General features: G+C 70.8%; 22 protein-coding genes. 6 read left to right on the plus strand and 16 right to left on the minus strand.

The genetic code is table 11. The features are described from left to right. Nucleotides 1-334: 334 nt before the first annotated feature. The 3 genes from AB0J02_RS10650 (at nt 335) to AB0J02_RS10660 (ending at nt 5,269) form a co-directional block, all read left to right on the plus strand. Complete coding sequence (locus AB0J02_RS10650; RefSeq protein ID WP_363193225.1) at nt 335-1,027, plus strand: FadR/GntR family transcriptional regulator; 693 nt, start codon at nt 335-337, stop codon at nt 1,025-1,027. Between the two features lie 358 nt (nt 1,028-1,385). Continuing rightward, the gene (locus tag AB0J02_RS10655; RefSeq protein ID WP_363193226.1) at nt 1,386-3,335 is read left to right on the plus strand and encodes a glycosyltransferase family 2 protein; all 1,950 of its coding nucleotides are present in this window, start codon (nt 1,386-1,388) and stop codon (nt 3,333-3,335) included. Next, complete coding sequence (locus AB0J02_RS10660; RefSeq protein WP_363193227.1) at nt 3,332-5,269, plus strand: kelch motif-containing protein; 1,938 nt, start codon at nt 3,332-3,334, stop codon at nt 5,267-5,269. The genes AB0J02_RS10655 and AB0J02_RS10660 overlap by 4 nt, the downstream gene beginning before the upstream one ends. A gap of 70 nt (nt 5,270-5,339) precedes the next feature. Here AB0J02_RS10660 and AB0J02_RS10665 read toward each other — a convergent pair whose 3' ends face one another. Further along, nucleotides 5,340-6,350: a glycoside hydrolase family 6 protein gene (locus AB0J02_RS10665; RefSeq protein ID WP_363193228.1), complete on the minus strand. Its 1,011-nt coding sequence runs from the start codon at nt 6,348-6,350 to the stop codon at nt 5,340-5,342. A 163-nt stretch (nt 6,351-6,513) separates the two neighbouring features. On the opposite strand from AB0J02_RS10665, the gene AB0J02_RS10670 reads away from it, so the two are divergent. Continuing rightward, the gene (locus AB0J02_RS10670) at nt 6,514-7,263 is read left to right on the plus strand and encodes a GAF and ANTAR domain-containing protein (RefSeq protein WP_363193229.1); all 750 of its coding nucleotides are present in this window, start codon (nt 6,514-6,516) and stop codon (nt 7,261-7,263) included. A 272-nt stretch (nt 7,264-7,535) separates the two neighbouring features. On the opposite strand, the gene AB0J02_RS10675 is transcribed toward AB0J02_RS10670, so the two are convergent. From AB0J02_RS10675 to AB0J02_RS10725, 11 genes are all read right to left on the minus strand, one after another. Then, nucleotides 7,536-8,207 carry a class F sortase gene (locus tag AB0J02_RS10675; RefSeq protein ID WP_363193230.1) on the minus strand — a complete coding sequence of 224 codons (672 nt, stop codon included), beginning with the start codon at nt 8,205-8,207 and terminating at the stop codon, nt 7,536-7,538. 15 nt (nt 8,208-8,222) lie between these two features. Continuing rightward, the gene (locus AB0J02_RS10680; RefSeq protein ID WP_363193231.1) at nt 8,223-8,786 is read right to left on the minus strand and encodes a hypothetical protein; all 564 of its coding nucleotides are present in this window, start codon (nt 8,784-8,786) and stop codon (nt 8,223-8,225) included. A 72-nt stretch (nt 8,787-8,858) separates the two neighbouring features. Continuing rightward, nucleotides 8,859-9,638, minus strand: a complete 780-nt coding sequence (locus AB0J02_RS10685) for an HAD-IIA family hydrolase (RefSeq protein WP_363193232.1) — start codon at nt 9,636-9,638, stop codon at nt 8,859-8,861. Between the two features lie 91 nt (nt 9,639-9,729). Beyond that, complete coding sequence (locus tag AB0J02_RS10690; RefSeq protein ID WP_363193233.1) at nt 9,730-11,229, minus strand: alkaline phosphatase family protein; 1,500 nt, start codon at nt 11,227-11,229, stop codon at nt 9,730-9,732. 155 nt (nt 11,230-11,384) lie between these two features. Continuing rightward, entirely contained in the window at nt 11,385-12,446 is a 1,062-nt protein-coding gene (locus AB0J02_RS10695; protein WP_363193234.1) for a 2-aminoethylphosphonate ABC transporter substrate-binding protein, read from the minus strand. 59 nt (nt 12,447-12,505) lie between these two features. After that, nucleotides 12,506-13,303 carry an ABC transporter permease subunit gene (locus AB0J02_RS10700; RefSeq protein ID WP_363193235.1) on the minus strand — a complete coding sequence of 266 codons (798 nt, stop codon included), beginning with the start codon at nt 13,301-13,303 and terminating at the stop codon, nt 12,506-12,508. Then, complete coding sequence (locus AB0J02_RS10705; RefSeq protein ID WP_363193236.1) at nt 13,290-14,201, minus strand: 2-aminoethylphosphonate ABC transporter permease subunit; 912 nt, start codon at nt 14,199-14,201, stop codon at nt 13,290-13,292. Before AB0J02_RS10705 ends, AB0J02_RS10700 begins: the two co-directional genes overlap by 14 nt. Beyond that, nucleotides 14,194-15,300 (minus strand): ABC transporter ATP-binding protein, encoded by a 1,107-nt coding sequence (locus AB0J02_RS10710; RefSeq protein ID WP_363193433.1) that lies wholly within the window; start codon nt 15,298-15,300, stop codon nt 14,194-14,196. The genes AB0J02_RS10705 and AB0J02_RS10710 overlap by 8 nt, the downstream gene beginning before the upstream one ends. A gap of 156 nt (nt 15,301-15,456) precedes the next feature. Beyond that, nucleotides 15,457-16,224, minus strand: a complete 768-nt coding sequence (locus AB0J02_RS10715) for a GntR family transcriptional regulator (RefSeq protein WP_363193237.1) — start codon at nt 16,222-16,224, stop codon at nt 15,457-15,459. Between the two features lie 47 nt (nt 16,225-16,271). After that, nucleotides 16,272-17,012 (minus strand): hypothetical protein, encoded by a 741-nt coding sequence (locus tag AB0J02_RS10720; protein ID WP_363193238.1) that lies wholly within the window; start codon nt 17,010-17,012, stop codon nt 16,272-16,274. Nucleotides 17,013-17,198: 186 nt separating this feature from the next. Further along, nucleotides 17,199-18,338, minus strand: a complete 1,140-nt coding sequence (locus tag AB0J02_RS10725) for an ROK family transcriptional regulator (protein ID WP_363193239.1) — start codon at nt 18,336-18,338, stop codon at nt 17,199-17,201. 55 nt (nt 18,339-18,393) lie between these two features. Between AB0J02_RS10725 and AB0J02_RS10730 the strand changes: the two genes are divergently transcribed. Further along, entirely contained in the window at nt 18,394-19,476 is a 1,083-nt protein-coding gene (locus tag AB0J02_RS10730; RefSeq protein ID WP_363193240.1) for a Gfo/Idh/MocA family oxidoreductase, read from the plus strand. Beyond that, nucleotides 19,473-19,955, plus strand: a complete 483-nt coding sequence (locus AB0J02_RS10735) for a heme-degrading domain-containing protein (RefSeq protein WP_363193241.1) — start codon at nt 19,473-19,475, stop codon at nt 19,953-19,955. The genes AB0J02_RS10730 and AB0J02_RS10735 overlap by 4 nt, the downstream gene beginning before the upstream one ends. Before the next feature lie 95 nt (nt 19,956-20,050). Here the strand turns inward: AB0J02_RS10735 and AB0J02_RS10740 are convergent, their stop codons facing one another. From AB0J02_RS10740 to AB0J02_RS10755, 4 genes are all read right to left on the minus strand, one after another. Beyond that, nucleotides 20,051-20,908, minus strand: coding sequence for a fumarylacetoacetate hydrolase family protein (locus tag AB0J02_RS10740; RefSeq protein ID WP_363193242.1), 858 nt, complete (start codon nt 20,906-20,908; stop codon nt 20,051-20,053). A 145-nt stretch (nt 20,909-21,053) separates the two neighbouring features. Then, nucleotides 21,054-21,836, minus strand: coding sequence for a YidC/Oxa1 family membrane protein insertase (locus AB0J02_RS10745; RefSeq protein ID WP_363193243.1), 783 nt, complete (start codon nt 21,834-21,836; stop codon nt 21,054-21,056). A 118-nt stretch (nt 21,837-21,954) separates the two neighbouring features. Then, the gene (locus tag AB0J02_RS10750; protein ID WP_363193244.1) at nt 21,955-22,296 is read right to left on the minus strand and encodes a DUF6412 domain-containing protein; all 342 of its coding nucleotides are present in this window, start codon (nt 22,294-22,296) and stop codon (nt 21,955-21,957) included. Between the two features lie 52 nt (nt 22,297-22,348). Beyond that, the gene (locus AB0J02_RS10755; RefSeq protein WP_363193245.1) at nt 22,349-22,876 is read right to left on the minus strand and encodes a helix-turn-helix domain-containing protein; all 528 of its coding nucleotides are present in this window, start codon (nt 22,874-22,876) and stop codon (nt 22,349-22,351) included. Between the last annotated feature and the right edge of the window lie 53 nt (nt 22,877-22,929).

Here is a 22,929-nt window from a genome sequence, read left to right on the forward strand (position 1 = left end):
ACAGACAGCAAAAGGCCCTCCGTGAGAACGGGGGCCTTTCGCGTGCAGCCAACGATCCACAAGACCCCGCCAACGGCCGGGGGTCCGGGGGTCGCCCCCGGAAAGACACAGCATCAGCGGGTCCGGGGTTCGAGTCCCTGGCGGCGCACAGACAGTGAAAGGCCCTCCGTGAGAACGGGGGGCCTTTCGCGCGCAGCCAGCCATCCACAAGCCCCCCCCCAACGGCCGGGGGTCCGGGGGTCGCCCCCGTGGAACCGCTCCCCTTTCTATGAGCTGCCTTTGGAGTTCCTGTGAGGTCGGGCCGGGGTGCCGGCCGGGCCGCTACCGTTGCCGCATGGCGCGTGTCCTTCAGGAGCAGATCAAGAAGCTGATCGTCGACCGGCGGCTTCCCCCGGGGGCCTCGTTGCCCACCGAGCCCGAGTTGATGGAGCTCCTCGGCGTCAGCCGCAACTCCGTGCGGGAGGCGCTCAAGGCGTTGCAGGCGATGGGCATCGTCGAGATCCGGCACGGCTTCGGCACATACGTGGGGCCGATGTCGATGGCCCCGATGATCGAGGGCCTCGCGTTCCGTACCGTCGCCGGGCACTACCGCGGCGAGGACAGCCTGCTGCAACTGCTCGAACTGAGGGAGGCCGTGGAGACCGGGCTCGTGGCGCGACTCGCGGGCCGGGTGCCCGACGCCGACCTGGCCGAACTCGACGCGCTGGTACGGCAGATGGAGAAGGAGGCCGCGGCGCCGGACGGGTCGGTCGCGGCTGCCACCGACCGCGCCTTTCACGCCACGCTCTACCAGAGCCTGGGCAACCCCTTGCTCGTAGAGGTCATGGAGGCGTTCTGGGAGGCGTTCCACCGTGTGCGGACCGACCTGGTGGACGTAGCGCAGGACCCGGACGTGACGTGCCGTCAGCACCGGGAAATCCTCGACGCGGTGCGCTCCGGCGAGGTGATCCGGGCGGAGCGGTCGATACATGATCACTTCGACAACATTCGGTTCCGATTGACAGCAACCCCACGACAAGACCGGTAAACACCGTGTTTCGCTGCGTATCGCCCTTGCGATCATGATGCGGGGCGCAGCACCCTGTCCTGGAGCCATTGGCTCCTATGAGGCTTTCGGGGCACGGCAGTTGCAATCGGCACACCGGTCGCACCGAGGCCGCATTCAGCAGAAAACGGCACGATCCGGTTGCCGAAGGAGCGGGGATGGGGGCCCCGTTCATGAAGCGATGCCGAGGGGGGCATCATGCAACCGGAAGGCTGTCGTTCCAGTCTTAGAGAGGGTGGGACGGCCGCTTGCCACTGATACGTCCGGGAATGGTCGAGGGGGATCCGTTCCGGACGAGGACCGACAACCACGCGGTGACTCGCGTGCGGGGGGATGACTCATGACGTCGACGCCGACGGGCGCCCGGCAAGACTTCGACCCGTCCGAGACGACCCAGCTGCGGGTGCCACCACACCGCACCGGCGGTTTCAGACGCATCAAGAAGTCGCTGCCGCGGTACGACTATGAGCACTACAGCCGGCTCGCCGGACCCCTCACCCAGCCCGATCCGAGCAAGCCGTACGAGGTGCAGTACCGCTCGCTGCTCTCGCAGGAACCGCACCGGCTGCGCGCGGCGCTGATGCTGGGGGCCGCCCCGCTGCTCTCGCTGGTCCTGCTGTTCTGGCTGCTGCAGCCGGAGCACTGGACCGAGCGCGACTACGTGAAGTACGACTTCCTGCCGGCGCTCGACATCGTGATGCTGGTGTCGATCGGTCTGATCGAGTTCTTCCGCTGCATGAACGTGCTGTCGAACGCGCACGCCACGCTGGTCGCCCGCGACCCGATCCCGGTGGTGCCCGAGACCGGCACGAGAGTCGCGTTCCTGACCTCGTTCGTGCCCGGCAAGGAGCCGATCGAGATGGTGACGAAGACCCTGGAGGCCGCGGTCAAACTGCGCCACCGGGGCCTTCTGCACATCTGGCTGCTCGACGAGGGCGACGACGCCGAGGTGAAGGCGGTCTGCGAGCGGCTCGGCGTGCACCACTTCTCCCGCAAGGGCGTCGCGAAGTGGAACCAGGCGAAGGGCCCGCACCGCGCCAAGACGAAGCACGGCAACTACAACGCCTGGCTGGACGCGCACGGCGACGACTACGACTTCTTCGCCTCGGTCGACACCGACCACGTGCCGATGCCCAACTATCTGGAGCGGATGCTCGGCTTCTTCCGCGACCCGAACGTCGGCTTCGTCATCGGCCCGCAGGTGTACGGCAACTACGACAACTTCGTCACCAAGGCCGCCGAGTCCCAGCAGTTCCTCTTCCACGCGCTGATCCAGCGCGCCGGCAACCGCTACGGCGCGCCCATGTTCGTCGGCACGTCGAACGCGGTGCGCATCAGGACGCTGAAGCAGATCGGCGGTCTGTACGACTCGATCACCGAGGACATGGCGACCGGTTTCGAGATCCACCGCGCCAAGAACCCGGCCACCGGCAAGAAGTGGCGCTCCGTGTACACCCCGGACGTGCTGGCCGTCGGTGAGGGCCCGAGCGCCTGGACGGACTTCTTCACGCAGCAGATGCGCTGGTCGCGCGGCACGTACGAGACGATCCTCAAGCAGTACTGGAAGGGCTTCGCGACGCTCCCGCCGAGCAAGCTCTTCAACTACACGATGATGATCATCTTCTATCCGATGGCCGCCATGAACTGGATTCTGGCGGCGCTGAGTTGCGCGCTGTTCCTGGGTCTGGGCGCCTCGGGTGTGAACATCGACCCGACCATCTGGCTGATGCTGTACGGCAACGCGTCGGCGCTGCAGATCGGCCTGTACATCTGGAACCGCCGGCACAACGTGTCTCCGCACGAGCCGGAGGGCTCCGGCGGCGTCGCCGGCATGGTGATGTCCGCGCTGTCGGCGCCGCTCTACGCGAAGGCGCTGATCGACTCGCTGCTGCGCCGCAAGAGCAAGTTCGTGGTGACGCCCAAGGGCGATTCGGCCAGCCCCGACCGCTGGTTCGGCACCTTCCGCTACCACTGGTACTTCATCCTCATCTTCGCCGGGTCGATATCCGCCGGCTTCGTGTTCGGGCACTCCCACCCGGCGATGATCACCTGGGCCTGCTTCGCGCTGGCGATCACGGCGCTGCCGATGTTCGTCTGGCGGTACATGCTGCGCCAGGACAAGAAGAAGCCGAAGCCGCCCGCCGCCGAGCCGCTCGACGCACCGCAGCCGCCCCGGCCGGCCGCGCAGCCGCACAGCGTGCCGCAGCAGAAGCCCAGTTGGGCCGCGGACCAGGGCGCCGGGGGCAACGAACAGACCATGCAGATCTCCCTGGGGGGACGTAACAAGTGAAAGACGGTGCGAGCCGCCGCCGTGCCCGGCGCATAGCCATCGGCACGGTGGTGGTACTGGCGCTGGCCGGGATGAACGGACCCTGGCTGTATCGCTTCGGGTCGGCCAAGTACCACGACTACAAGATCAACAGGCCCGAGTACAAAGCCGAGAACGGCAAGTGGGACGTCATCGACTTCCCCCAGGACATGCGCCTCAACACGATCCACGCGGCGCTGCTGCGCACCGGCAAGATCCTGCTGGTGGCCGGGTCGGGGAACAACCAGAAGAACTTCGACGCGAAGAAGTTCGACACCCGGCTGTACGACCCGGTGAAGAAGACGATCAAGAAGATCCCGACGCCGGCAGACCTGTTCTGCACGGGACATACGCAGCTGGCGAACGGGAACCTGCTGATCGCGGGCGGCACGAAGAAGTACGAGAAGCTCAAGGGCGATGTCACCAAGGCCGGCGGCCTGATGATCGTCCACAACGAGGACCCGGACGCGCCCAAGACCATCAAGGCCGGCACGAAGTTCACCGGCAAGGAGAACGGCAAGACGTTCGTCTCCGACATCAACATCACGGTCGAGCGGGCCAAGAAGATCTTCGATCCGGCCACCGGCAGGTTCCTGCGCAACGATCCGGGCATCGCCCGGGTCTACGTGGAAGCGCAGAAGAGCGGCGCCAAGTACGAGACGGGCACCCAGGACAACTACCGGGTGCAGGGCCTCTCGGGCGCCGACTCGCGCAATGTGTACGGCATCGCGCAGAAGCTCGCGCTCGACAAGAAGGACTTCCAGGGGATCAAGGACTCCTTCGAGTTCGACCCGGTCGCCGAGAAGTACATCAAGGTCGACCCGATGAACGAGGCGCGCTGGTACCCCACGCTGACGACGCTCTCGGACGGCAAGGTCCTCTCGGTCTCCGGCCTCGACGACATCGGGCAGCTCGTTCCCGGCAAGAACGAGGTCTACGACCCGAAGACGAAGAAGTGGACGTACCTCAAGGACATCCGCCAGTTCCCGACGTACCCGGCGCTGTTCCAGATGGAGAACGGCAAGATCTTCTACTCGGGCGCCAACGCGGGCTACGGCCCGGACAACGTCGGCCGCAAGCCCGGCGTCTGGGATCTGACGACCAACAAGTTCCAGAAGATCCCGGGGCTCTCCGACCCGAACATGATGGAGACGGCCAACACCGTCGAACTGCCGCCCGCGCAGAACCAGAAGTACATGGTGATCGGCGGCGGCGGCGTCGGCGAGTCCAAGCTGTCCAGCAAGAAGACCCGGATCGTCGACCTCAAGGACGCGGACCCGCGGTTCGTGGACGGCCCCGAGCTGGAGAAGGGCACGCGCTACCCGCAGGCCTCGGTCCTGCCCGACGACACCGTGCTCGTCTCCGGCGGCTCCGAGGACTACCGCGGGCGCGGCGACTCCAACATCCGCCAGGCGCGGATCTACGACGCGCGGTCGAACTCGTTCAAGAGCGTCGCCGACCCGCTGGTGGGCCGCAACTACCACTCCGGGTCGCTGCTCCTCCCCGATGGGCGCGTGCTGTTCTTCGGCTCGGACTCGCTCTACGCGGACAAGGCGAACACCAAGCCCGGCGAGTTCGAGCAGCGCATCGAGATCTACACGCCGCCGTACCTCTACCGGGACTCGCGCCCGACCCTGGAGGGCGGCGAGAAGACGGTCGCGCGGGGCTCGTCGGCGACGTACAGGACGGATCACGCGTCGTCGATCAAGACGGCCCGGCTGATCAGGCCGAGCGCGTCCACGCACGTCACGGATGTCGACCAGACGTCGATCGCCCTCGACCTGAAGAAGTCCGCCGACTCCGTCACGGTGACCGTGCCGAAGAACCGGTCACTGGTCGAATCGGGCTGGTACATGCTGTTCGTGACGGACGATCAGGGCACGCCGAGCAAGGCGCAGTGGGTGCACGTGCCGTAACCGGACCGAGGGGCGCGGGAGTTGACTCCCGCGCCCCTCGGCGTACGCACGCACCGGCCTGCTTACGGGCCTACTTACTGGCCTCGGCGAGCTTCGTCGCGTACTCGCCCCACCACTCCCCCGCCTTGGGTCCGCCCTTGCACGTGCCGTCCGACTCGCCCGGCCGCTTGACCCACACATACGCCTTGACCAGCGGGTCACCGGTCTTGGTGGTCGGAGGCTCGCCCAGCGCGCGTCCCGGCGGATTGCACCACCGCTCGTCGGCGGAGCCACCCGTGTACGGCCCGTTCCCGTTCCTGCTCGTGTCGATGACGAACGGCTTGCCGCCGACCTTCGCCGACAGTTCCTTGCCGTACTTCACGGAGTCCTCGGTGGTGTAGAAGTTCGACACGTTCACCGAGAAACCGTCGGCCTGGTCGACACCGGACTGCTGCAGCGGCTGGAAGATCTGATCCGGCTTGCCCCAGCCCGCGTTCCCCGCGTCCAGGTAGACCGTGGTGTTCTTCAGGGACGTGAGCTTGCCGACGGCTCCCCTGAGGAGGTCGTACCGCTCCTCGTGGAACTTCTCCGGCGTACAGTTGTCCACCATGTGCTGGACGGCGTCCGGCTCCAGGATGACGGTGGCGGGCCGGTCTCCGATGCCCGCCGCGACCTGGTCGATCCACTCCCGGTACGCGTCACCGTCGGCGGCGCCGCCTTCCGAGTACTGGCCGCAGTCGCGGTGCGGGATGTTGTAGAGGACGAGCAGCGCGTCCCGGTCCGCCTTCGCCGCGGCCTGTGTGTAGCCGCGCGCCTGGCTCTCCGCGTTCTCCGGCAGGATCCACTCGCCGCTGGGCTGCTCGGCGATCTTGCGGACCGTGTCGGCCTCGTCGCCCTTGCCGCCCTTCTCCAGGTCCGCGACGGCCTGCGCGGCCTTGCTGTCCGGATTGACCCAGAACGGGTCGGCGCTCTTCGGCTGCTGCCCCACCGCGGGGCTCGACGAACCGTCCCCGTCCTTGCCGTCCCCGCCTCCGGAGGAACAAGCGGACATGAGCAGCGCCGCCCCCACGACGACTGCCCCGGCCCTCAGTTTCCGGTACATCCATTCCCCCTTGGGTGCACTGTCAGGCCCTCAATCGTGACATACGTCCCGCGTCGGTCACGAGGCCGGACGACGCTTGTCAAAGACCTGTTACAGCGCGCCGCCACAGGGTAGGCGCGGCCCATCAGTTGTCTCGCCCGAGCAGCGAAGGGGGCAGGGACACATGACCGACGGATGTCTCGAACTACGGCTGGCCGCCGCCCTGTTGGACGCCGTGGACACGTTGCTCGACGACTTCGACACCACCCACCATCTGCGGCGCCTCGCCGATTCCTGTGTGGAGTTGACCGGCGCGCGGGGCGCAGGTGTCTTCCTCCGCCGGCCCGAGGGCCCGCTGCCGGTCGCGCAGAGTGCCGAGGAGTGCGACTGCGTCCGGGAGTTGCTGCAGCGCGACTGGCCGGCGAGTCCGGCGCGCGACAGCCTGCAGACCGGCAAGGCGGTGTGGCCCGTCGCCCTGGACTCACCGGAGGCGGCGGCGCGCTGGCCCGATTTCACGGCGGCCGCCCGCGGCACCGCCGTCACCGCGGTCTGCACGGTTCCGCTGCGCCGGCGCGCGGACGTCCTCGGCGCGCTCAGCATCGTGCTGCCCGAACTGCCGGGAACCGGCCAGGGATTGGCGATCGCACAGACTCTGGCGGAGGCGGCGGCCGTCGGACTGCACAACCAGCACGCTTACGCCCAGTACAGGAAGCTGGCAGGGCAGCTGCAAGGGGCACTTGCCAGCCGTGTGCGGATCGAACAGGCAAAGGGCATGCTCGCCGAGCGGTGGGAGAGTACGCCGGATGCCGCCTTCACGATATTGCGGCAGTACGCGCGCAGTAACCGGGTTCCCTTGATCCAGGTCGCGCAGGCCGTGGTGGCGCGCGCCCTGGGCAGGGAGGAGATACGCCCCGACAAGTCCGGACCTGCCTGAAAACCGGCCACCACCTGCGGTGACCACGCTGCGCCACCGGACTCGTACTTGGCGTCAAACGCCCTCTAGGCTGCGCGGCTCATCCGTTCTAAAGTCGGTGCCAGTGGCCCCAGACCTCGGCCCGCAGGATCTTCAGGACCGGACATACCCCTTGAACCTCCCGCGCCGACGCCGGGTTACTCCCGCAACTCGTAGCGCGCGCGGTCGAGGACCAGCCCGGTCGGCGGCTCCGGGGGGAGCGGGCCGCCGGCCGGGTTAGGTGCGGGCATATGTCAACCGGCCTTGCCGGGCGCCTCGTTCACCCTGGTCAGATAGGCGGAGACGACGACGTTCGCCGTGTACGTACGCGACGCCTTGTCGAAGGTGCCGCCGCAGGTGATGAGGCGCAGTTCGGCGCGGTCGGTGCGGTGCTGCCCGTACGCCTTGTGCGCGTCGAAGGAGTCCCGCGAGAAGACCTGGACGTCGTCGACGGTGAACTCCACGACGGAGCCGTCGGCGCGCACCACCTCGACCGTGTCGCCGGGCCGGGCCTCGTTGAGGCGGAAGAAGACCGCGGGCCGGGACTCCGTGTCGACGTGCCCGACGAACAGCGCGGTGCCGCGCTCGCCCGGCCGGGCCCCGCCGCCGTACCAGCCGACGACGCCCGCCTGGTCGTAGGGCGGTGGATCGATGGCGCCGCCGCCGTCCAGGCCGCGGGCCACGACGGGGGCCTGGACGTGCAGCGCGGAGACGTCGATGCGCCGCGGTTCCGCCGCCCCGACGGGCTGGTGGGCGGCGGGCAGCTCGACGCCGAGGGGGCGGCCGACGGCGGCCGCGTCGCCGGTGGTCGGCGAGGAGAGGTTCAGGTCGGTGATGCCACGTCCCCACAGCCACAGTCCGAGCAGCAGGACTGCCCAGGCGAGGCCGGTGATCAGGCGTCCGACTCCGTGCGAGTGGTCGCTCATGGCGTACTCACATACTCAGCTCTGCGAGGACCGGCGGCGCCGGACGCTGCGGACGGCCACGGCCACCGCGGCGATCGCGGTGAGCACCAGGCCGATGATGGCGTGCCGGGTGCCCGGACCCTCCGGTACGGCGGCCCGCGGGGAGGTGTGCGCGGCGAGCTGGGCCGCGGCGCCGCCGCCCCCCGCGTGCACGAGCGCGGTCGGTGACGCGGCGGGCGGGGAGCCGCCGGCGAGGACCTGGACGGCGCCCTCGACCTTGGCGTCGACGCCGTCGCACTCCACCTTCACCTGGTAGGTGCCCGGGGCGGCGGAGGACTTCACGCGGGCCTCGGCGAACAGCGTGGGCCGGTCGGCGGAGGGCGCGAGGACGCCGGGCGAGACGAAGGCGTCGGAGCGGGCGCGGCCCGTGGTGCCGTCGCAGCCGCTCACCCGCAGGTCGATGTCGGCGCCCGCGGAGACGGTGCGCGGGGTGACGGTGACGCTCCCGCCGCGGTCACCGGTCTCCGCGGCGGCGGCGGGCCCGGCCGCCAGGACGACGGCCACACCGGCGGCACTCAGAGCAAACAGACCTGCACGCATCGTGAACCTCCAGATACTTGCAGGTTCACGCCTCCGGCCGGTTTCCGCATCCCGAGAGCGCCGCCGGGCAGGTCACACCAGGTCGACGAGGTCCGCGATGGAGTCGACGACGTGCGACGGCGTGTACGGGTACTTCGCGATGTCGGCGTCGCTGGTCAGCCCGGTCCGTACGAGGAACGTCTGCATGCCCGCCTCGAGCCCGGCCAGCACGTCGGTGTCCATCCGGTCGCCGATCATGGCGCTGGCCTCGGAGTGCGCCCCGATGGCGTTCAGCCCCGTGCGCATCATCAGCGGGTTCGGCTTGCCCGCGAAGTACGGCTGCTTGCCGGTCGCCTTGGTGATCAGGGCGGCGACGGCACCGGTGGCGGGCAGCGGGCCCTCGGTGGAGGGGCCGGTCTCGTCGGGGTTGGTGCAGATGAAGCGGGCGCCGCCGTTGATGAGCCGGACGGCCTTGGTCATCGCCTCGAAGGAGTAGGTACGCGTCTCTCCGAGCACCACGTAGTCGGGCTCGTGGTCGGTGAGGACGTATCCGATGTCGTGCAGGGCGGTGGTCAGGCCCGCCTCGCCGATGACGTACGCGGTGCCGCCGGGCCGCTGGGCGTCCAGGAATTTGGCGGTGGCCAGGGCGGACGTCCAGATGTTGCCGACCGGGACCGCCAGGCCCATGCGGGTGAGGCGGGCCTGGAGGTCGCGGGCGGTGTAGATGGAGTTGTTGGTCAGCACCAGGAACGGCTTGCCGGAGTCGCGGAGCCGTTTGATGAAGGCGTCGGCGCCAGGGATCGGCACTCCCTCATGGATGAGCACCCCGTCCATGTCGGTGAGCCACGAATCGATGGGCTTGCGCTCTGCCATGGGGTGCACTCCTGCGGTTCGCTGCGACAGCTGTGAATCTCGTGGGCTGAGGGGCACCGGGACGACTCTGTGCCGGCGAGCCACAGCCTAGTCAGGATCCGCTGATCTCCACCCCGTCGATCGTCCAGAACCACTGGGCCCCGCCGGTGTACCGGAACCGCACCTTCGCGCTGGTCACACCCCTGGGTACGGACAGTGACACGGTCTCGGCGCGGGACGGGACGTCCGCCGTGTAGGTCTTGAGGAGGGCCGGGGGCCTGTCGTCGTAGGAGATCAGCACCTGGCCCTGCTGCGCGCGTGCCTGGCGGTAGAACGTGGTGTACGTGAGGGTGGCCGCGCTCCCGCCGGTGACCGGGAAGCCGGGGCTGATGAGCGTGGAGTCGAAGGTGCCGGCCGTGGTTCCGCCGGACCACAGGCTGCCGTCGGCCACGGCGAAGACGTCGCGGGCGCGGACGTTGCTCTCGCGCTGCTGGTCGCGTCCGGCGCCGGTCCACGACTCGTCGGTGGTGAAGGTCCAGCCGCGCCACTCGGTGACACCGCCGGCGCCCATCGCGGAGTCGTCGACGCTCCAGCCGCGGGGCGGGGTGCCCGTGCGGCCGGGGACGCCGGGGGCGACGCCGGTCCCGTCGGCGGGGGCGGCGAGTGCGGGCCGCAGGGCGTCGAAGGCGTCCGGGGCCGGCCGCTGGATCGGGCGGCCGTCGAGGTCCCAGGCCGGGTCGATGGGCACGCCGAGGTGGGTGAGGGCGGTCGCGGCGACGTCGGGCATCTTGACGTCGTGGCGGGTCGAGCCGGCGGCGACCGTGCCGCCTGCCGCGATCATGAAGGTCTGCCGTTCGGCCCAGGAGGAGCCGCCGTGGCCGCCCACGTCCGTGTGCCCGTGGTCGGTGGTGACGAGGATCAGCCAGTCCTCGTCGCCGTACGTGGCCCGGGACGCGACCGCGTCGAGGAGCCGGCCGGTCAGGCCGTCCACGTCGTGGATCGCGTCGAGGTACTCGGGGCTCACGGCGCCGTGCGCGTGGCCCGCGTGGTCGACGCCGTTGAACTGGACGAAGACCACGTCCGGGTCCGCGTCCGTCAGTTGCCGGGCGGCGCGGGAGGCGGTGTCGATGTCACGTTCGTCGTGGTGGCTCGCGAAACGGGTGTCGACCCGCGACGAGATGACCGTGCTCGTGAGCGCCGCCCAGGAGGTGACCGCGTACGTCGACAGCTCCGGCTTCACGGTCTCGGCTCGGGTGAGGAAGTCCGGGTACCGGGCGAGGTCGTGGCCGGCGAACGTGTTGTCCCGCACGTGGTGCTTGTCGGGCCAGACGCCGGTGAGCAGCGTCGACCAGCCGGGCCCCGACACGGTGTGCGCCATCGGTCTGGCGTAGAGGGAGCTGGGGGCGGTGAGACCGGCTGCCATCAGGGCTTTGAGGCGGGGCGCGTCGGCCTCGCCGATCTTCCCGAGGAGCGTCCCGTCGAGGCCGACGACGAGCACTTTCGGGGTTCTCGCGGCGGCGTACGCGGAGGCCGGGACGGAGCGGGCGAGGGCTGCGGTGGCGGTGCCGAGGAGCATCGTGCGGCGGGAGATGCCGGGGGTCGTGCGCGGCATTGCGGTCCTCCGGTGATGTGGGGGGCACGACGGGGTCCGGCCCGGAGCCCGTGCGAAGCCCCTGCCGCGCCCCCTGCGTGACCGCACGGACGCTCTGGACCAGACCTGTTATCTCGTGGTGATACGGGTTTCGGGCGGCGGGATGTGAGGGGGCGTCAGCTGCCGGTCGCGGTCTTCCAGTCTTCCACGTAGGCCTGCAGGTTCTTGTCGATGGCGCTCCAGTCCGGCTCGAAGATCTCGACGCCGTCCATGATCTTGGCGAGCGCGATGGCGTTCTCGTCGGTGGCCTCGACGTCCCCGCGTGCCGAGAAGCCGCCGCCGATGGAGCTGACCTTCTGCTGCTGCCCGGTGGCCAGCATGAAGTCGAGGAGCTTCTTGCCGTTGGCGGTGTGCGGGGCGTTCTTCACCAGGCCGGCCGCGTAGGGCAGGGCGAAGGAGGTCGGCTTGCCGCCGCCTGTCCTGGGGAACCAGATGCCGAGGTTGGGCATGTCCTTGGACTGGGCGTAGTTCATCTGCACGTCACCGTTGGCGACGAGGAGTTCGCCCTTGTCGACCTTGGGGGCGAGCTTGCCGGTCGAGGCGGACGGGCCGACGTTGTTGGCCTGGAGCTTCTTCAAGTACTCCATGGCCTGCCGCTTGCCGCCGAAGTCGTGCATGGCCTTGACCACGACGGCCGTACCGTCACCGGCCACGCCCGGCGTGGAGTACTGCAGCTTGTTCTTGTACTTCCCGTCGAGCAGTTCCTCCCACGTCGTGGGCGCCGTCTTCAGCTCCTTCTTGTTGTAGACGAAGCCGAAGTAGTTGTTCACGACGGAGGTCCAGGTGGCGTCGGCGGCCTTGTCGGCGCCGTCGACCTGGTCGGAGCCCTCGGGCGCGTACTTCGCCAGCAGGCCCTTGCCGTCGGCCTGCTGGATGAACGGCGGCAGGGTGACGAGGACGTCGGCCTGCGTGTTGGACTTCTCGCGGACGGCGCGCTGCACGACCTCCCCGGAGCCGCCTTCCACGTACTTGACCTTGATGCCGGTCTGCTTGGTGAAGTCCTTGAAGACCTGGTCGTACCAGCCGTCGCCGTTCTCGCCCTTGAGGCCGTCGGCGCTGTAGACGGTGACGACCTTCTCGTCGGAGGCGGCGGAGCTGCCTCCGCAGGCGGTCAGTCCGGCGGCGAGGGCGAGGCTGCCGGTGACGGCGGCGACGGTGGTGAGCGTGTTGCTGCGCATGGCGAGGTGCACTCCAGTGAACGTAAGGGGGTCTGGGTCGGTCCGGGTCCACGGGCTTCTCAGCGGTACGAGGCCTTGGTGCGGATCCGCGAGACGGCGAGCAGCACGAGCAGGGACGCGCCCATCAGGACGACCGCGATCGCGGAACCGGTGAACAGGGAGCCGCGGTCGGTGGCCGCGTAGATCTGTACGGGCAGCGGCATCCAGTCCGGCGGGTAGAGCATGATCGTGGCGCTCAACTCGCCCATGGACAGGGCGAAGCAGAGTCCGGCGGCCGCGTTCAGGGACGGCAGCAGCAGGGGCAGCTTCACTTTCCACAGGACGTGGGCGGGCCGGGCGCCGAGTGACGCGGCGGCCTGTTCGTACGCCGGGTCGAGACGCACGATGGCGGCCGAGACCGACTGGTAGGCGAACGCGGTGACAAGAATCGTGTGCGCGACGATGACGATCCAGCGGGTGCCGTTGAGCAGCATCGGCGGTTTGCTGAAGGCGACGAGGACGGCGAGGCCGACGACCACGGACGGCACGGCGACCGGCAGCATGAACAGGGCGTCCATGGCGCGGCGCCCCCGGCCGCGCAGGGCCGCGGCCGCGAGTGCGGCCCAGCCGCCGACGATCAGCGCGAGGACGCTCGCGGTGACGGCCGTGACGAGGCTGGTGGTGAGGGCGGTGAGCGCGTCGCCGCTGGTGGCCGCCCGGTAGTGACTGCCGGTGAGGCCGGACGGGAGGGCGCCGGACCAGTTCGTCGCGAAGGACGCGGCGACGATGACGAGGAGCGGCAGCGCGAAGAGGGGAAGGAAGAGGACGAGGAAGACGGCCCAGGCCGCCCACTTCCCCTTCTTGCTATGCACCAGCACGAGAGGTCACCCCCTGGGTTCCCCGGTTGGTGCCGACGCGGTGGCTCACCATCCGGTAGAGGCCGTAAAGGCCCACGGAGACAAGGACGTTGACGACGGCGACGACGCACGCGCCCGGGTAGTCGGACTCCAGGATCGCCTTGCTGTACACGAGCATCGGGAGCGTGGTCACGCCCTTCGCCCCGGTGAAGAGCACGATCCCGAACTCGTTCAGGCACATGACCAGCACGAGGGAGCCGCCGGCGGCGAGCGCGGGCAGCGCTTCGGGGAGGATGACCTGCCGCACGATGCGGGCGGGCCGTGCGCCCAGCGACGAGGCGACCTCCAGCTGCGCGGTGTCGACTCCCGAGAACGCGGCGAGCAGGGGCCGCATCACGAACGGCGTGAAGTACGTGATCTCGGCGAGCAGTACGCCCCAGGGCGTGGTCAGGAACTGGAAGGGTCCGGCCGGGGCGCCGGTCACGGCCGTCCACAGCCCGTTGGCCATGCCGACCTGTCCGTACACGAAGAGCAGGGCGAGCGTGATGAGGAAGGACGGGAAGGAGAGGAACACGTCGATGGACTTGGCGACGGCCCGGCCGCCGGGGAACGGCACGAACGCGATGATCAGCGCGAGGACGAACCCGAGGACGAGGCAGCCGGCCGTCGATCCGACGGCGAGCCACACGGTCGTGCCGAGCGCCTCGCGGAACGCGGCGGAGGCGAACACGTCGGCGTACGGCGTGAGGGACGTGCCGCCGGTGTCGGGCCGGAAGGACTGCTGGACGACGAGGGAGAGGGGGTAGAGGAAGACGACGGCGAGGACGGCGACCGGCGGCAGCGCCCAGACCCAACCGCCCATTCTTCTACGGGACTTGAGGGCGGCGCCGGTTGCGGTGGCGAGGGTGGCGCTAGCCATCCGAGTTCACCCCCGCGGCCAGCAGCACCGCGTCTTCCGGTGCGAAGTGCAGGGTGACCCGCTCGCCCAGCGCGGGCGGCTCCCTCAGCTCGCGCAGGTCCGCCTTGACGCGATGTCCGTCCACGTCGACGTACAGCCGGTGGGTCGAGCCGCGCCACTGCACCTCGACGACCTCGCCCGTCAGGGAGTTGGGCCCGTCGCCGAGGCCGACGAGGTGCGGGCGCACGCACAGGGTGGCCGTGGCGCCGGCCGCGATGCCCCTCGTGGACACCGTCAGTTCGGCCCGCCCGAACGAGACCGAACCCGAACCCGCCCGCACGGGCAGCAGGTTGGCGTTGCCGACGAACGACGCGGTGAACTCGGTGCGCGGCCTGCGGTACAGGTCCTGCGGTGTGCCGGCATCCCGCAACCGCGCGTGATCCATGACGGCGATCCGGTCGGCCAGGGTCAGCGCTTCGACCTGGTCGTGGGTGACGTAGAGGATGGAGACGTCGGGCAACTCACGGTGCAGGCGCGCCAGTTCGGCGAGCATGCCGGAACGGAGCCGCGCGTCGAGCGCGGACAGCGGCTCGTCGAGGAGGAGCACGCCGGGGCGGACGGCGAGGGCGCGGGCGATGGCGACGCGCTGCTGCTGCCCGCCGGAGAGTTCGCGCGGGTACCGCTTGGCGTACGCGGCCATGCCGGTCAGTTCGAGGGCCTCGGCGACGCGTGCGGGGATCTCGCCCTTCGGCACCTTCCGCGCGCGCATCCCGAAGGCGACGTTGCCCTCGACCCGCATGTGCGGGAACAGGGCGTACTGCTGCACGACCATGCCGATGCCACGCCGGTGCGGCGGCAGGTCGGTGACGTCGCGGTCGCCGATGAACACCCGCCCGGCGGCCGGTCTCACGAACCCGGCGACCGCGCGCAGGGCCGTCGTCTTGCCGGAGCCGGACGGCCCGAGCAGGGCCATCACCTCGCCGGGTGCGACGGTCAGGTCGAGCGAGTCCAGGGCGATGGTGTCGGTGTTCCCGCGGTAGGCGACGGTGACCCGGTCGAACCGGATGCCGCCGCGGGTGTCGGATGTTCGGTCGGTCGGCCGGTCCGCCGGTGCAGCGATGACTCTCACGGCGGCCACGCTCCTCGGGGCGGGTGTCCCGCAGAGGTCCGGGTCCCGACGGGACGGTGAACGGCCACCCAAGCTTGGACCAGACCCGTTACGCTTCCGTTATTTATACGGGTCGGTGCAGGTCAACTGGGCGCGGCCTGCGACCAGTTATCGCCCGTCGCCGCCCAAACGCGTGGTGAACGAGAACCGGTCCCCGCGGTAAAGCGTCCGCACCCGCTCCGTGGCCATGCCCCCGGTGTCGTACGAGACCCGGTGGATCAGCAGCATCGGCAGCGCGGGCGGCGTCCCGATGAGCAGCGCCTCGCGCGGGGTCGCGAGGACCGTCTCGATGCGCTCGTCGGCCGAGCCGAAGTCGATGCCGAGGTGTTCGTGGACGTACGAGTAGAAGGACGAGTCGGGGTCGAAGTCGGCGTCGAGGCGCGGCACCCGCGCGACGGCCACGTACGTGGACTCCAGGCCCACCCGCTCGTCGTCGGCGAGCAGCACGCGCTCCATGTGCCAGACGGGTTCGCCGCGCTCCAGGCCGGTCTCGGCGGCGAGCGCGGGCGGGCACGGGAAGCGGTCGAGGCCGATGAGGCGGCGGCCGGGCCGCCTCCCCTGCCTGCGCACGCCCTCGGTGTACGAGGCGAGCGACAACGGCTGCTCCAGCTTGGGACCCGCGACGACCGTGCCCCGGCCCTGCCGTCGCAGGCGCCCTTCGAGCAGCAGCTCGCGCAGGGCCTGCCGGACGGTCTCCCGCGAGACCTCGTACCGTACGGCGAGGTCCCGCTCGGTGGGCAGCGTCCCGCCGCCTCCCAACGTGGCTATCAGCGCGACGAGTTGGGCCTTCACCGCGTAGTACTTCGGGATGCGGCCGTGCTCGGGGATGCCGTCGCGCACGGGTGCGCCGGGTGCCTGGTCGTTCGGGTAGTCCACGCAGGGATGGTCGCAGACGTCCGTGAACGGGGCGTGATCAGCGCCGGTCAGCGCCGGCCGGGGCGCGTCCGCCGGGAGCCGAGCACCAGGGCCGCGCCGCCGACGAGGCAGGCGCCGGCCGCGCCGCCGAGCCGGAGCAGCGCGCCGCTCGGGCCCGTCCTGGCCAGCTCGCCCGCGAGGGCGGAGCCGGGGCTGTCGTGGTAGCCGTCCCCGTCCCCGCTCCCGTCGCCGGGGACGATGTCGAAGGGGTAGGCGCGGGACTCCCCCACCCAGTCGCCGTCGTCGGCCCGGCGCTGTACGAGCGCGGCCCTCGCCGTGACGTGGTCGGGTCGCGTGTCGGAGGTGAACGCGAGCCGCGCCCGCACGGTGACCGTCTCGCCCGCGCCGACCGAGAACCCCGGGAAGCCGTCGTCGAAGACGCCCACGTTCTCGTGCCGCCCGGTCTTCTCGAACGTCACCGGCCGCTGCCGCGTGCCGTCGGAGAATTCGAGCCGGATCTGGTGGGGCCGCAGTGTCCGCCGCCCGTCGACGAGGACGAGGACCGGGTGGATGTGGTCACAGCCGGCGCTGGTCGCGTTGGTGAGGTCGAGCGACCAGCTCCGGTGGTCGCCACCGGGGTGGTAACTGTCCGGGCCGTCGTGGATCGCGGCCCGGACCGGGAAGTCACCGCTGCCGGGGGCGACTTCGCAGGCGGGTTCACGGTGGGCGGCGGCCGGGGCGGAGGCGGCGGGGGCCAGGGCGACGGCGGTGGCGGTGATGCCCAGGGCGATCGGGCGGCACAGTCGCATGAAAAGCCTTTACTGGTCGCGGAGTTGGCCGGCCACCACCGCCCTCGGGCGCCGACGGCCATGGACCGGCAATCTGCCACCCACGCGTGCGTCGGCCCGCACGCCACACCTCCGTACGGCTCAATGGCCGTCGAATCCCCTCCGATCAGCTGATTTTCAGCCGCCCCCGCTTGTCGCCCATGCCCCTCACCCGGGCTGCCCGGCGGGCACGATCTCGTTCCCGCGCCCGAACAGCGGCGCGAGGATGAGCTGCGCGGCTCCTTCGACGACGAGGGTGGCGCCGCCGGGCGCGGCCCGTACCGGTATCGCGGGCCCGCAGCCCTCGCGCCGCGCACGGGCGCCGAGCACCGCGCCGACGCCCCGCACGAACCGCTCCTCGGCGGCGATGACGGTCCGGCCGCCGAGCAGCACGGCGTCGATGTCGAGCAGGCTCACCAGGTTCCCGGCGCCTTCGCCGAGCACCCGCGCCGCCTCGTCGAGGCCCGCTCCGGTGCCGTCCGCGACCGCGGTGAGGCAGAGCGCCTCGATGCAGCCACGGTTGCCGCAGTCGCAGCGCGGGCCGTCGAGCTGGATGACCTGGTGGCCGAATTCGCCGGCCCCGGTGCGCGCCCCGCGGTAGAGCGCGCCGCCGAGGACGAGGCCCGCGCCGAGACCGGTGCCGAGGTGGAGGTAGGCGAAGGAGCGTTCGCCGTCGGCGTTCAGGGCGAGGCCGAGGGCGGCGGCGTTCGTGTCCTTGTCGACGACGACGGGCAGCCCGAGCCGCTCGGCGAGCGCGTCGCGCAGCGGGAACCCGTCCCACTGCGGGACGCCGGTGACCCGGTGCAGCACCCCGGCGGCGTGGTCGAGCGGTCCGGGCACGGCGACCCCGACACCGAGCGCGGCACGGCCGCCCGCGCCCGCGTCGAGCAGCGCGTCCACCTCGCGGGCGGTGGCGGAGAGGACCGCGTCGGCGCCCGCGCCGAGGTCGAGCGGGGTCCGCCGGGTGGCGACCACGGTGCCGGCCAGGTCGGTCAGCACGGCGTGCAGCTCGTCCCGGTCCAGGTGCAGGCCGACGGCGTGCCCGGCGCCCGCGACCAGGCGCAGCACGGTGCGCGGTTTGCCGCCGGTGGAGGCCCGCCGCCCGGCTTCCACGGCGAGCCCGTCGCCGCGCAGCCGGGCCGTGATCTTGCTGACGGCCTGCGGGGTCAGGCCGGTGTGCTCGGCGAGCTCCAGGCGGCTGATCCCGCGCTCCCCCGCGGTGCGCAGCAGGTCGAGGACGAGTGCGGCGTTGTGCCCGCGCAGGGCGGTCAGGTTCGCGCCCGCGGTGGGCCTTTCATGCGTGTTCACCGTCCCATTGTCCCCTGCGCTTGCACTTTGGCAACACCGTTGCTTAAGTGGAGGCATGACTGGTACCAGCTCCCCGCTCAAGGTGGGGCTCGTCGGCTACGGCCTGGCGGGCTCCGTCTTCCATGCCCCGCTGATCGCCGCGACCGAGGGCCTGGTCCTCGACACGGTCGTCACCTCGAACCCGGAGCGGCAGGCCCAGGCCCGCGCCGAGTTCGGCGACGCGCTGCGCTTCGCGGCCTCCCCCGACGAGCTCTGGGAGCGGGCCGACGACCTCGACCTGATCGTCATCGCCTCCCCGAACAAGACGCACGTATCGATCGCGACGGCCGCCCTCGAGGCGGGCCTGCCGGTCGTCGTCGACAAGCCGGTGGCGGGCACGGCGGCCGAGGCCCGCGAGCTTGCGGCGCTCGCCGACGCGCGCGGCCTGCTCCTCTCCGTCTTCCAGAACCGCCGCTGGGACAACGACTTCCTCACCCTCGAATCCCTCCTCAAGGGCGGCGAGCTGGGCGACGTCTACCGCTTCGAGTCCCGCTTCGAGCGCTGGCGCCCGCAGCCCAAGGGCGGCTGGCGCGAGTCCGGGAACCCGGAGGAGATCGGCGGCCTCCTCTACGACCTCGGCAGCCACGTCGTCGACCAGGCCCTCGTCCTGTTCGGTCCGGCCGTCTCCGTCTACGCGGAGTCGGACGTGCGCCGCGACGGCGCCGAGGCCGACGACGACACGTTCATCGCGATCACCCACGCGAACGGGGTCCGCTCGCACCTGTACGTCTCCGCGACGGCGGCCCAGCTCGGCCCGCGCTTCCGCGTCCTCGGCTCGCAGGCGGGCTACGTGAAGTACGGCCTCGACCCGCAGGAGGCCGCCCTGCGCGAGGGCAAGCGCCCGGCGGCCGGCACGCCGTGGGGCGTGGAGTCCGAGTCGCTGTGGGGCCGGGTCGGTTCCGGCGAGTCCCCGCTGACCGGCGGCGGCCGCCCGCAGCCCACGGTCGACGGCGACTACCCCGCGTTCTACGCCTCGATCGCCGCGGCCCTGCACGACGGCGCCCCGAACCCGGTCCCCGCCACCCAGGCCGCCGACGCGCTCGACGTACTGGAAGCGGCGCGCCGCTCGGCCCGCGACGGTGTGACGGTGACGCTGTGAGCGCCGCCCCGCCCACCGGCCCGGACATCCGGACGCTGGAGGAGCAGGAGCGCCGGCTGGTCCTCTCGGCCTTCACGTACGACGACGCGTGGGCCCTCGGCACCCTCCTGGTCGAGCTGGCCAGGGAGCGGCAGGCGCCGGTCGCGATCGACATCACGCGCGGCGGCCAGCAGCTCTTCCACGCGGCACTGCCCGGCTCGACGCCGGACAACGACGCGTGGATCGCCCGTAAGCGCCGCGTCGTCGAGCGCTACCACGCCTCGTCCTACCTGGTCGGCAGCCGCTTCCGGGCCAAGGGCACGACGTTCGAGGACTCCTCGCGCCTCGACCCGGACACGTACGCGGCCCACGGCGGCGCCTTCCCGATCTCCGTACAGGGAGCGGGAGTCGTCGGCACGGTGGTCGTGTCCGGCCTGCCCCAGATCGAGGACCACGCGCTGGTGGTGGAGGCGCTGACCCGCTTCATCGACGCCGACTGATCAGGCCGGAACGCCCCTGGGGGGAAGCCGCACGAAGTGCGCGTCCCCCCAGGGGCGCGGGGCCGAAACCCCAATCGCAGCCGATACAGCTGCAGCTACGCGGGCTTGAGTTCCTGCCGCTGCCGTCCGAGCCCCTCGATCTCCAGCTCCACCACATCCCCGGCCCGGAGATACGGCTTCGGCTCGGGCTGCCCCATCGCGACACCCGCCGGCGTACCGGTGTTGATGACATCACCCGGGTACAGGGTCATGAACTGGCTCACGTAGCGCACCACTTCGGCCACCGGGAAGATCTGCTCGGCGGTGGTGCCGTCCTGCTTGAGCTCGCCGTTGACCCACAACTTGAGGCCGAGCGCCTGCGGGTCCGCGACCTCGTCGGCGGTGACCAGCCAGGGCCCGAGCGGGTTGAACGTCTCGCAGTTCTTGCCCTTGTCCCAGGTGCCGCCGCGCTCGATCTGGAACTCGCGTTCCGACACGTCGTGCGCGACCGCGTATCCGGCGACACAGGCGAGCGCCGCCTCCTGGGACTCCACATAGCGGGCCGTACGTCCGATGACCACGGCCAGCTCCACCTCCCAGTCGGTCTTGACCGAGCCGCGCGGCACGAGCACCGTGTCGTGCGGTCCGACGACCGTGTCCGCCGCCTTGAAGAAGACGACGGGCTCGGCGGGCGGCTCCGCCCCGGTCTCGGCGGCGTGGTCGTGGTAGTTCAGACCGATGCACACGACCTTCCCGATCCGGGCCACCGGCGGGCCCACGCGCAGCCCCGTGGCATCGAGGGCGGGCAGGTCGCCGGAGGTGGCGGCGGCGCGGACCCGGTCGAGCGCGGCGTCGTCCGCGAGCAGCGCCCCGTCGACGTCCGGCACCAGTCCCGACAGGTCACGCAGGGTGCCGTCGGCGTCGAGGAGCGCGGGGCGCTCGGCTCCGGCCGGACCGACTCGCAGCAGCTTCATGGGGTAACTCCCTCTGTTCTGGAGGAGCCTCCATGGCCAGGTGCGGCCTGAAGCCATCGGAGGTCTGGTCGATCCTCCAAGTTCGGCGCCCACTCCGCAATACCCCGTTCACGGAGTGGACCCGGCGAGCGGCCCCGGCGACCGTTTACAGCGCGGGCGCCATGGCCGCCGCCCCGTACGGCATGTCCCGGTACAGGACGGCCCGCTCGACGGCGCTCCACGTCGTCGACGTGACGACGTACAGCGCGGCGGCGAGCGGCACCACGCCCACCGAGAACAGGGTCATGAACGACATCAGCGGCATGTACTTGCTCATCGCCGTCATGGCTCCCATGCCCGGCACCTGCTGCTGGTCGGCGGTGGGGGCCGGGGCCGCGGCCGCCGACAGAGCCATCTGCCGCTTGGCGCGCCGGTAGTTGAAGGTCGCCACGGCCGCGACGAGCGCGAACAGCGCCACGTACACCAGGCCCTGCTCCCCGAAGAGCCCGCCGTGCGTGAGCGCGTCCTTGAAGTTCCCGCCGAGCGGGGCGGCGCCGAGGGTGTGGCCGAGCAGGGCGTTGGGGTCGCCGCCGATGCTCTTGCTGGAGAACAGGTGGTACAGCAGGAAGAACGCCGGCATCTGGAACAGCATGGGCAGGCAGCCCGAGAGCGGGGAGACCTTCTCCTCACGGTGCAGTTCCATGATCGCCTTCTGGAGCGCCTCCGGGTTCTTCTTGTGCTTCTTGCGCAGCTCGGCGATGCGCGGCTGCAGCTTGAGCCGGTCACGCTGGCCGCGGGCCCCGGCGCGCGACAGGGGATGGACGAGGAGGCGTACGAACGCGGTGAACAGGATGATCGCCGCGGCTGTGGCCGAGGCGTGGAAGAGCGGCTGGAGCAGGGTGGCCAGCCGCTCGACCAGGCTCGCGAAAACGGACATGAACGACGACATGGGTGAGCCCTCCGAGGGTCTCGTCGTGCCGGAATGTGCCGGGATCAGCCCGGAATGTGCCGGGGCCGGCAGGGGATTCGGCGTGACGGACTGCGGGGCCGGGCCGCGAAGGGGCCGGTCAGCAGGCCGTCGGGACGAGACGGCCCGGTGCTCGGGGCCTGGTGCGTCCCTTGGCGTCGGGATCGCGTTGTGGCAGGAAGGCGGTGCGCTGCTCACGGTCGCGCATCGCGGTGCGGACCCGGTGGTGCGGCACGGGCGGCGCGCAGCGTGCGGCGAGGAGGGTGCAGACGGCGAGGGCGGAGCCTGCGGCGGCGGTCGCGGCGAGGGCGACGGCCCCGGCGAGGCTGCCGGTGTCGACCAGGACGCTCTGGACGAGGAGAAGGAGCAGCAGCGCGGCGGGCCGGACGGTCGCGGTCCAGGAATGGGTCCGCGTACGGGGCTGGGTGCGGGGCCGAATCATGACGCGCTCTCCTCCTCTCCGCGGTCTCCGCGGTATCTACGCTCTCCGCCCTTTATACAGGCTCGGTGATGACGGGCTGCAGCATGCGTCGGGGTCCGAGCAGGGCCCGGCTGACCGGATCGGCGGGGTCCGGATCGAGCCCGGCGCCCGGCAGCATCTCGACGTCCCCGACCGGCACGAGGACCCCGCAGGTCGCGCACTCCCCCACGACGCCGAGCACGGTGCCGCACGTGGCGTGCCGGAACTCACGCATCGGCGCGGTCCCGGGGATGCCCCGCCCCCAGGCGCCGAGGGCCCGCAGCGCCGGCCACAGTTCGCGGCCGCGCCCGGTCACGACGTACTCGTCGCGCGGCGGCGACTCCTGGTAGCGGCGCTTCTCCAGGACGCCGGCGGCGGTGAGGGTCTGCAGGCGGGAGGCGAGGACGGCGCGCGGGATGCCGAGGTGGACGAGGAAGTCGTTGTAGCGCCGCACGCCGTAGAGCGCGTCGCGCACGACGAGGAGTGTCCAGCGCTCGCCGACGATCTCCAGCGCGCGGGCGATGGAGCACTGCTGTGCCGCGTAGTCCTTGCCGAGAGCCATGGACCCACTGTAGCTACTTTCCCAACCTAGGTTCAATGACCGAACCAACCATG

Origin of the sequence: Streptomyces sp. NPDC050264 (assembly GCF_040655895.1) — a bacterium.
Classification (GTDB): domain Bacteria; phylum Actinomycetota; class Actinomycetes; order Streptomycetales; family Streptomycetaceae; genus Streptomyces.